Annotated in this window: 6 protein-coding genes; 3 read left to right on the plus strand and 3 right to left on the minus strand. The window is 71.7% G+C overall.

What is annotated here, in order from left to right:
* Window positions 1-32: 32 nt before the first annotated feature.
* The 3 genes from IE225_RS29660 to eccB all read right to left on the minus strand — a co-directional run bounded on the left by IE225_RS29660 (window position 33) and on the right by eccB (window position 4,335).
* Window positions 33-1,526 carry an outer membrane protein assembly factor BamB family protein gene (locus IE225_RS29660; protein WP_190060736.1) on the minus strand — a complete coding sequence of 498 codons (1,494 nt, stop codon included), beginning with the start codon at window positions 1,524-1,526 and terminating at the stop codon, window positions 33-35.
* Complete coding sequence (mycP, locus tag IE225_RS29665; protein WP_190060755.1) at window positions 1,523-2,713, minus strand: type VII secretion-associated serine protease mycosin; 1,191 nt, start codon at window positions 2,711-2,713, stop codon at window positions 1,523-1,525. The genes IE225_RS29660 and mycP overlap by 4 nt, the downstream gene beginning before the upstream one ends.
* 98 nt (window positions 2,714-2,811) lie before the next feature.
* Window positions 2,812-4,335 (minus strand): type VII secretion protein EccB, encoded by a 1,524-nt coding sequence (gene eccB / locus IE225_RS29670; protein ID WP_190060737.1) that lies wholly within the window; start codon window positions 4,333-4,335, stop codon window positions 2,812-2,814.
* A gap of 189 nt (window positions 4,336-4,524) precedes the next feature.
* Here eccB and eccE point away from each other — a divergent pair, with 189 nt between their 5' ends.
* The 3 genes from eccE (at window position 4,525) to IE225_RS29685 (ending at window position 10,266) form a co-directional block, all read left to right on the plus strand.
* Window positions 4,525-5,826 carry a type VII secretion protein EccE gene (eccE, locus tag IE225_RS29675; protein WP_190060738.1) on the plus strand — a complete coding sequence of 434 codons (1,302 nt, stop codon included), beginning with the start codon at window positions 4,525-4,527 and terminating at the stop codon, window positions 5,824-5,826.
* Window positions 5,823-6,608 carry a hypothetical protein gene (locus IE225_RS29680; protein ID WP_190060739.1) on the plus strand — a complete coding sequence of 262 codons (786 nt, stop codon included), beginning with the start codon at window positions 5,823-5,825 and terminating at the stop codon, window positions 6,606-6,608. Before eccE ends, IE225_RS29680 begins: the two co-directional genes overlap by 4 nt.
* Before the next feature lie 400 nt (window positions 6,609-7,008).
* Complete coding sequence (locus IE225_RS29685) at window positions 7,009-10,266, plus strand: SCO5717 family growth-regulating ATPase (RefSeq protein WP_190060740.1); 3,258 nt, start codon at window positions 7,009-7,011, stop codon at window positions 10,264-10,266.
* Window positions 10,267-10,304 lie beyond the last annotated feature (38 nt).

Below are 10,304 nucleotides of genomic sequence, written 5' to 3' on the forward strand. Positions count from 1 at the left end.
CGTGCCACCCCCTTTGCGCGCGGATGCCCGGGTCAGTGCTTCAAGCCGACGCTTCCGAAGCCGATGGCCGAATGCACGGCATCGTCGGGATGCGCGATGTTGCGGGCCAGTTCTCTTCTGCCGAAGAAGATCCTGCCCTTCTCGACGATGATGTCCGTCTGCTCCGGGTCGCCGAGCTTGGTGTCCTCGTCATCCGGGAGGTCGAAGAACAGCAGAGGGGTCTGCTTGCCGGTGTGCGGGTTCCAGCTCACCAGGGCCGCCAGCGCGTAAGGGTAGAGGCCCTGTCGGTAGATCAGGAGTTCGTCACCGCTCATGCGCAGCGGGTAGACCGTCTGTATGTCACGGCCCTCGAACTTGCCCGCGGTCCTACCGGTCCGCAGATCGAACGCGGTGATCCAGTCCGACGCCTGGTTGGGTTCTATGCTCTCCTTGCTCACGACGTAGACCTGGCTGCGTCCCACGACCACACCGTCGCAGTTCTCCGTCACCCCGAAGAACGACATGTCGGAGTAGCGATCGCCGCACTTGGGGTCGTAGTCGTCGAGAGAGATCGTGGCGAGGTGCCTTCCCTGAGCGTCGAGGGTGATCAGATCGGTCACCAGCGTGTCGCCGGCCGCGATGGCGAGGACGGGCGGGTCGGAGGAGGGAAGGTAGACGGCCTGGATTCCCTTCGGCACCTTGTACGTCCACTGCGGCTTGCCGGTGCGCGGATCGAGCTTCTGCACCTTGTAGAGGGTGTTTTCGCCCTGCTTACAGGCGACGAGGGCGAGCAGCGCGCGTCCGCCCGCGTATCCCTGGTCCTGGCAGGTGGCGGTGGTGGTGCTGTTCCACAGTTGCTTGCCGCGACGCATGTCGTACGCCACCGAACCGTGCCCCCAGGCGATGGCGACGACACCGTCGGTGAGAGTCAGGTTGGTGTTCGTGACGTAGGCGAAATCCGCTGCGGGCATCTTGTGCTGCCACAGCTTCTTGCCGGTGTTCAGGTCGAAGAACACCACCTCGTCACAAACGCCCTTGGTCGTCGAGTTTTCGGGTTTGGCCGGTTGGACGACGACCGCCGTACGGCCGTTGGCCGTGACGTGGCGGCTGGTGGCGCACAGGTGGCCGTCCAGTTTGAGGGTCCAAGCCTTCTCGTCGTACTCGGGTTTTATTTTGTAGCCCTCGATCCGGTCGGCGACGCCCCTGGCGAGGATCTTGTCGGTGGCCCAGGTGCCGGGGGCGTAGCGCGACTTGTTGGTGCCCTTGGGAAGGTCCTTCACCACGTGGTCGATCATCCTCTGCCCCTCGGGCGAGGTCGGCGGCTTCTCGACCGTCTCCCGGATCGCGTAGGGGTCCTGTCTGATGGCTGTTTTGCCGGCGGGCGCGCTGTCGTCCCCCGCGGACGACACGAACCAGCCGGACACGCCCAGGGTGAGGATGCCGAAGAGAGCGAGGCCCCCCAGGAGTCGGTTGCGGCGGCGTCTGCGGTTCTGTTCCGCGGTCAGTGCGGATTGGGTGTAGGGAGAGGGAGGTGGGCCGAAGCTCACGCCGAGAGATCCTTTCGAGGTCGTCGACGCAGGTCGCGTATGACAATGGCGGTTCCGGCCACCACGGAGACCAGGAGGGCGGCGGCGCCCAGGGTGTAGACGGCGTAACGTCGGCTGCGTTCCTGGGGTGTTTCGGCGAGCGAGAACGGCGGAACGTCGGGGGCTGCTGCCTTGGTGGGGCCGGGGTCGGGCGTCGGGGTGGAGGCTGGATCCGCGATGTCGGATTCCTGAACTGCCCGGACGGGGTCGATCACGCCCCAACCGATGAAGTTGTCGTGGCCGTTGATGGGGCGTTCGGCGGTCTGTTCGATCTGGGTGACGATCTGGGCGGTGGTCCAGTCGGGATGCTTTTCCTTGAGCAGGGCCGCCACGCCGGCGACGAACGGCGCCGAGAAACTCGTACCGCTGTCGGTGCACTGGCCGCCGCCGGGGACCGTGGAGACGATGTCGACGCCGGGTGCCGCCACGCCCACGAAGCTGCCGGCCTGGGAGAAGGGAGCCCGTTCGTTGTTGCGGTCGGAGGCGGCGACGGCGAGTACACCGGGGAAAGCCGCCGGATAGGTGTTCTTGACCTCGCCATCCAGACCGTCATTGCCGGCGGAAGCGACTACCACGACGTTTGCGGAGATCGCCTTGCGGATCGATTCGGCGAGCGCGGAGGTGGCCGACAGGGGTTTGGTGGTGTCCTGGGAGATGTTGACGACCTGGGCGCCCCGGGAGACCGCGTAGGTGATGGCTTGGGCCATCGTGTCGGAGTCGCCGCTGTTGTCGGCGTCGTTCTGACGGATGGGGATGATGGTGGCGTTGGGGGCGAGGCCCACGAAGCCGGTGCCCTTGTGCGGTCGGGCGGCGATGATGCCGGCCACTTTGGTGCCGTGCCCCACCTCGTCATTGGTGGGGTCCCCGGCCTTGCCTTTGGTGAGGTAGTCACGGCCGGCCGCCTTGTCGACCGCGTCCGCGAGTTGCGGATTCTTGTCGTCGACACCGGTGTCGATGACCGCGACCCGGACGCCCTTGCCCTTGTCGGTGCCTTGCCAGAGCTGATCCAACATGACGCGCTGCAGCGGCCAGGGGGTGTCCTTGATCTGCCGGGCGGGGAAGGTGCATTCGCCGCTGCCGTCCAGTCGCTGGTCCGTGTCAGGCGCACTTCCCGGCAGGGGCGGGCACAGGCCCAGCAGGGCCAGCATTGCTACGGCGGTCGGCAGGGCGGCCTTCGTCGGCGGCACCGGTCGTTGCTCCTGTCCTCGTCCGTCAGTCCATGTCGTCGCCGTGTCGCGGGTCCGGGTCACGAGCCCTGGGGCTGCCGCGCGCTGTTGGTGTCCAGGCGCGGGCCCTTCGCCAAAAGCTCCGACCAGACCAGCGGTACGCGCTGCGGCCTGACGTTCTCGTAGCCCAGTTTGACCTGGGCCTCGCTGGGCTCGGGGGTACCGTCGGAGGTCTTCTTCTCGTCCCCGGTGCCGATGCCGGACTTCTTGGCGTCACTGTCGCCGTTCGCCTGGACGGCGTACCTGAGGCCGGTGTCGGTCACCAGAAAGAGGGATCCCGCATCGGTCGCGGTTCCCTGGATCTGCGTATAAAGCAGGCCGGTTCCGGGGGTTACATAGGTACTCGTACCGCCCGGTGTGATTTCCGCCGGGTAGTCGGTGTCGGCCCAGGTGCTGAGCGTCGTGCTGTTGTCCCGGCCCACCCTGCGCAGCACGGTGCAGATGGTGTCACGGCCACCGGGGCCGGCGGAGTTGACCTGGCGGGGCTGCTCTCGAGGCCAGTCGGCCGGCTGGCCACTGAAGGGTTCGGAATCGGCGGTGAAGTCCTGCAGGCCGACGGTACGTGCCTCACCGTTCATGTTGAGCTTGGCGGTCTGCGGCGAGGTGATCAGCAGCCAGGCCGTGAAAGGGGTGACCGGCTGCACCTTGCCCCGCAGCACGACGTAGTACGTGGTGCCCTCGCCGGTCTCGGTCTTCAGGACCGTGCCGATTTTGTTCTCCTCCGCCGACAGTTGACCGGGCACCCCGGCCGGAGCGCCCACGTCGGCGGGCAGCCGGGGGAAGCGGATGGGGGTGCCCCGGTGCAGGGTCGCCAGCCACTTCTTGGTGACGAGCTGCGGCTTGCGGGAGCCCACGAGCGCGGTGGTCAGCGCGTCGGACTCCGTGCCGGTGACGGCGTACGAGGTGCCTCTCGCGTCAACCAGGTAGCGCTCTCCGGTGCGGGTCTTGACGTACAGCACGTCTCCGCCGGAAAGACGTCGACGGCCGTCGGTCGCCTTCGCGTCCCGGGCAGCGAGGACGAACGCCGCCTCCTGCACCGTGTCGCCCTTGCCGCCGGGCTGTTCACACACCGCCCAGCGCTTGGCCGTGCCCGCGTCCTGGGGCGACGGCAGGCGATCCGGTGCGTAGGGGATGCCGAGGATGGGGCCGCGCGGCAGCCTGCCCGAGTCCAGGATCTTGTCGCTGACCTGGATGACCTGGTAGTTGGCGTCCTTCATCAGCAGGCGGGCGGAAGCCAGGTTCAGCACCGGATGCAGCCTTTTGACCTTGCCGGTCTTCAGCACCACATAGCGCGTCGTCGACTGCTTGCCCACGATCACCCGCGTGCCCGGCTCGTCCCACCCCGCGGGCGCGGTGGGCTGGAACATGCCCCAGGCGCCGAAGACCGCCAGGACCACGGCACCCGCGATCATGCTCGGCACGACGGCCCGCAACGGCTTGGGAGCTCCTTCTTCCGAGCCGTACGGGGAGGGCTGGAGAAAGGCCGCGATCGTACGCCGCTTCGCGAAGGTGTAGGCGTTGAGCTCGTCCCGCCTTGATGCCATGAGTGTCGGTGTCTCCCCGTCGTGTCCCCGTACCCGACCGGGGGCGGCAGTCCCCCGCCCGCCGTTGCCGGACTGGCTCCCTACTATGCCTGTTGAACGAGCGGGTGTGTGGGGCGGGGTAGGGTGCTCTGCGCGTCGAACCCCACCGACTGGTGGGGCGTTTGAGGTGACTACGGGGGGTTTGCAGTGATGGCTTCCGCAAGCCGGACACGGGCACGCGGGCGAGCCGACGAAACCGCGCCCGCGGACGCCACCGCGGGGTCGGCCGTATCCCCCGCGCTGCACCTCAGGATCTCCTCCAGGCGTTCCGGCACCTCCAGCCTCCAGCAACTGCTGCTGCTGGAGGTTGCCATGGCAGCGCTGCTCACCGCCTGGGGCATCGCTCCCCTGGCGCTGGTACCGGCCGCCGTGGCCGCTGTTGCCCTGCTCCTGCTGGCCTTCGTCCGCCGTCGCGGTCGTTCGCTGCCCGAATGGCTCATGACGGCGCGGGCCCTGCGGGCCCGGCAGAAGCGGGCCGCGGGGCTGCGGATACCGCCGGGCACGGAGCCGGGGCTGGCGCCGGCCGTGGAGTGCGATCCGAGTCTGCGGACGTGTTCCTACGGCGGCGGGGACCGGCGTCCGGTGGGGTTGATCGGGGACGGGACGTTCCTGACCGCCGTCGTGCAGGTCGAGGCGGACGTGACCGCGCTGCGGGCGGAGCGCAGCCGCCGGCCGCTGCCGCTGGGGCTGGTGCGGGACGCCCTCGACGTGGACGGCATCCGGCTGGAGTCGGCGCAGGTCGTGCTGCACACCCAGCCGGCCCCGGCCCTGCACCTGCCGCCGCACTCGGTGGCCGTGACCAACTACGCGCCGCTGCAGGCCCAGACGGGTGCGCCGGCGGTGCGCATCACCTGGATCGCGCTGAAGCTGGACCCGGAGCTGTGCCGGGAGGCGGTGGCCGCGCGGGGTGGCGGGCTCGTGGGGGCGCAGAAGTGCGTCGTGCGCGTCGCGGACCACCTGGCGAGCCGGCTGACGGGCGCGGGTTTCCGTACGACGGTGCTCGACGAGGAGGAGCTGATCGCGGCCGTCGCCACGTCCGCGTGCGCCAACCCGCTGGTGACCGCGGAGGCGGGACGGAGCGACGCACGGGAGCGGCGGACGGAGGAGTCGAGCCGCAGCTGGCGGTGCGACAACCGCCGGCACACCACGTACTGGATCCACCGCTGGCCCCAACTGGGCGGTTCCGGGCCGTCGTTGCCGCAGCTGGTGGGGCATCTCACCGCGACACCGGCACTGGCCACGACCTTCAGCATCACCCTCGCGCGCGGAGCGCGGCAGGACGTCTCGGTCTGCGGCCACCTGCGGGTGACCGGGCGCAGCGACGACGAACTGGTCGCCGCGCGGCGCGCGTTGCAGGACGCCGCCCGGCAGATCGGCGTGGGGCTGACCCGGCTCGACCGCGAGCAACTGCCCGGGGTGCTCGCCACGCTGCCCCTCGGAGGTGCCCGATGACGGCCAGGACAACCCCCGCGGCACCGGCCGCCGACGCCCCGGAACGGCCGCGGCCCTCCGCCGCGCGGGCGGCGCGCGCCCTGCTCCGCACCGGTTTCGGACTGATCGGCCCGCGCACCGGACGGCACACGCTGCCCGCGGCGCAGCTCGACGCGCTCGCGCTGCCCATCGGCGACGACGGCGTCGTGGTCGGTGTGGACGCCGAAGGACAGCCCGCCGTGCTGGGCCTCAACCGGCCGACCCCGTACGACGTCGTCCTCATCGGCGGCCTGTGGACGGCGCAGGTCATCGCGTTGCGGGCGGCGGCGACCGGGGCGCGCGTCGCGGTGGAGACCGGACGCCCGCAGCACTGGATGCAGATGGTGCACGCCATGGGCGGCGGGCAGAACGGTCTGTCCGTGTACGACGTCGGCCGCGTGCCCCCGCAGGGTGCCTCCGCCGGCACGCCGGTGCTCGTGGTGCGGGACTGCGGCATGCGGCCGCCGCGCGGCCGGGTGGTGTCGGGTCCGTGGCAGTCGGTGCTGACGCTGCTGCCGTACCTGAGTCCCGTCGCTCCCCGGCTCATACGGCAGGCGCGGCTCGTCGGTGTCCAGCGGATCTCGCCGGACGAAGCCGCGGTCCTGCGGCGCACGTTGGCCTTGTCCGGTACCGACGTGGAAACGCTCCCCACCCTTCCCGACGGCGTCACCCTGTGGTGCGCGGACCGTGACCGGCAGTACGTCGTGACCCAGCCCACGGACGCCGAGATCGGATTGTTGGGTAATCCGCGGCGCATGGATTGAATGGATCGAGCCGATGCTTCCGCGGACCGCGGCGGATGGTTGAGTCCGTTTCACCCGCTATGACGCCTCTCGTGTGCGGCTGTTGCCCGGTTTGTTCGCCGAGGCGGCGGGATCCTTCCGGCGCCCCGAGGAGAGTGGGGCGCCCGGAGCGGGCACGGAGGACTGGACAGCCCTGCCGTGCCGAGGCTCATGGTGATTAGGCTGGGACCGGGCGCGGCGTCGCAGACCGATGGGGTGGACGTGACGCGCCTCGGGGGGAGAGCCGGCAGATCGGACGACTTCGTACGGCTGACGGCCTCGCACGACCTCGACCGGCCTCGACCGACTTCGGACGACAAGCACGACAGGCACGGGTCGCCCCGGCACGGCGTGACGGTGCTCGATCACACCAGGAGGAACAGTGAACAGCGATCGGGACGGGAACCGCGGGGGCTGGGCCACACCCGGCGATGACCAGCCCGACGCGGAGTCCGACATCGAGGTGACGGGCGAGTTCACCATCGACTACGCCCCACCCGCCTGGTACACGCAGAACGCTTCGGGCTCCTCCGGTTCCTCGGGTGCGTCGGGTGCGCCGACGCCGGATTCCTGGGGCGGTTCGGCGGGGGACTCCTCCGCGGGCGCCGCGCCGGACGCCGCGGAGCAGGGCGGTGCCGGGGGCGGTGCCGCCGGGCCGGCGGCCGCTGCTCCTTCGGCCGCTGCTTCTTCGGCCGCTGCTCCTTCGGCTCCGGTTCCGCCCGTCCCGTCTCCGCCGGCCCCGCCGACGCCTCCCGCGGCGCCCGGGCCGTATCCGTCGGCCCCCGCGCCGGGTGTGCCGGCCGGGCCCTTCGTGCCGCCCGCGCCGAGTGCGCCGTTCGCCCCTCCCCCGCCGCCCGCCGAGAGCCGGGTCGCGGTGCCGGGGCTGCCGGCCGGCTTCGAGCCCCAGCCGCAGTGGACTCCCCCTGCCTCCGGCGGCGGCGAAAAGGCCGCGGAGGAGCAGGTGGGGCCGGGGCGGCAGGAGCATGCGGCCGGGTCCGGGCCCGAGCACGAGAACGAGCCCGGGTCCGGGTCCGGGAACCAGTCCGGGGCGGTGCCGCAGGCACGGGCCGATGCCGGTGCCGAGCCGGTGACCTCCTCCAACGGCGATCTCGAGAGCGGCGCCACCATGCGTTTCTCCGCCGTCTCGCTGAAGCGTCACCTCGCGGAGGAGGGGGCCGGCCAGGAGGACGCCGCGGCTCCGGCGACGCCGGGTGGCGAGGTCTCTTCCTCCGGCGACACCGACGGCATCGACGGCGCCGAGGACGCCGGTGAGCCCGGTGACGCCGCCGCGGTGCAGGGCGCGGCGGCCGAGGACGCCGACGGCACGGGCGGTGACTCCGCGGAGGCCGGAGCCGACGACGCGCAGGCGTCCGCGCCCGCCGAGCCCGCTCCGCCGGCCGACACGGACGCGGACGCGGGTGCGGGTGCAGATACGGACGCCGACGCAGCGGCGGATGCGGGTGCGGGTGCGGACGCGCCGGAGGCTCCGGCTGCCCCGGTTCCCGCGTCCGCTGCCGAGTCCGAGTCCGGGAACGCCGATGCCGCGAACGCCCAGCCGGCCGACGGGGCACCCGTAGCCGGGCAGCAGCCCGCCGGGCCGCCCCCGCCGGCGCCGCAGGGTGCCGTGCCGCCGCTGCCGCCGTCCTACCAGCCCGCGGCGCCCGCCGGTGCCCCCCAGTGGCCCGCCCAGCCCCCGGCCGCCGCGCAGCCGCAGCAGCAGCCGCCCGCCGAGCCGCAGGCACAGCCGCAGGCGCCTCAGGCCGTGCCTGCGCCCGCCGCCTGGCAGCCGCCCGCCGCCGGGCCGCAGCCGGGCTACGGTTTCCCGCACCCCGGCGCGCCCGCCCCGGTTCCTGCCCCCGCTCCTGCGGCGCAGGGCGGTTACGGCTTCCCGCAGCCGCCCACCCAGCAGGGTCAGCCGGACCAGCCGGGCCCGTCGGCCCCGACCGCTGCTCCCGCCCCTGCCCCGCACGGCGCATACGGCTTCCCGCACCCCGGCGCGCCCGCCCCGGCCCCTGGTTCCGCCCCCGCTCCTGCCGCGCAGGGCGGTTACGGCTTCCCGCAGCCGCCCGCCCAGCAGGGCCAGCCAGGCCAGCAGGGCCAGCCGGCGCACCAGCCCCATCCGTCCCAGCAGGAGCAGCAGGGGACCCAGCCCCCTGCCGGTGCCCCCAACGCGCCCCTTCCCCCGCAGCAACCGCCCGTCGACCCCCGGCTCGGTGCCGCATGGCCGCAGCCCGTGCAGCACGACCAGCGGCAGCCGACCAACCCCGGTGCGGCACCGCTGGGTTACACGGCGGCCGTGGAGTTGTCGTCGGACCGGCTGCTCAACAACAAGAAGCAGAAGGCGAAGAGCAGCCGGCCGGTCGGAGGCGGGCGGTTCAAGCTCGGCGGGAAGAAGGAAGAGGCCGAGCGGCAGCGCAAGCTCGACCTGATCCGCACGCCGGTGCTGTCCTGCTACCGCATCGCCGTGATCAGCCTCAAGGGCGGTGTCGGCAAGACGACCACGACGACCGCCCTCGGCGCCACCCTCGCCACCGAGCGGCAGGACAAGATCCTCGCGATCGACGCCAACCCGGACGCCGGTACGCTCGGTCGCCGCGTGCGGCGCGAGACCGGGGCGACCATCCGGGACCTCGTCCAGGCGATCCCGTACCTGAACTCGTACATGGACATCCGGCGGTTCACGTCGCAGGCGCCCTCCGGTCTGGAGATCATCGCCAACGACGTCGACCCGGCCGTGTCCACGACGTTCAACGACGAGGACTACCGGCGCGCGATCGACGTGCTGGGCAAGCAGTACCCGATCATCCTCACCGACTCGGGCACCGGCCTGCTCTACAGCGCCATGCGCGGTGTCCTCGACCTCGCCGACCAGCTCATCATCATCTCCACGCCGTCCGTGGACGGTGCGAGCAGCGCCAGCACGACGCTGGACTGGCTGTCGGCGCACGGCTACCAGGACCTCGTCGCCCGCTCCCTCACCGTGATCTCCGGGGTCCGCGAGACCGGAAAGATGATCAAGGTGGAGGACATCGTCGCGCACTTCGAGACCCGCACCCGAGGGGTCGTGGTCGTGCCGTTCGACGAGCACCTCGCCGCCGGTGCGGAGGTCGACCTCGACATGATGCGGCCCAAGACGCGCGAGGCGTACTTCAATCTCGCCGCGATGGTCGCCGAGGACTTCGTGCGCCACCAGCGGGCGCAGGGCCTGTGGACGAGCGACGGCAACCCGCCGCCGGTGGCCGCCCCGCCGCTCCCGGGTCAGCCCGTGCCCGGGCAGATTCCGGGCCAGCCCGTGCCCGGTCATCCGATGCCGGGGCAGCCCATGCCTCCCGGTCAGCCCCTCCCGCACGCCCAGCCCCCCGGTGTCGGCCACCCCGTCCCCGGTGTGCCACCGCAGGGTTACGGCTACCCGCAGCCGCCCCAGCCCCACCAGCCCCAGCCCCAGCCGTACGTCCCCGGCCAGCCGACGAGCCGTCCGCAGCCGCCGGAGCAGGCAGGGCAGGCAGGGCAGGCAGGGCAGCAGCCGTACCCCCAGGCCGGGCCGCCGCAGCCTCAGCCTCAGCCTCAGCCTCAGCCTCAGCCGCAACCCCAGCCGCACGCACCGGGATACGGCTACCCCCAACCTCCGCAGCAGCAGTAAGTAGCAGTAGCAGTAACAACAGTCGTGGCACCGGTCCC

This window comes from Streptomyces echinoruber (assembly GCF_014651135.1).
Classification (GTDB): Bacteria; Actinomycetota; Actinomycetes; order Streptomycetales; family Streptomycetaceae; genus Streptomyces; species Streptomyces echinoruber.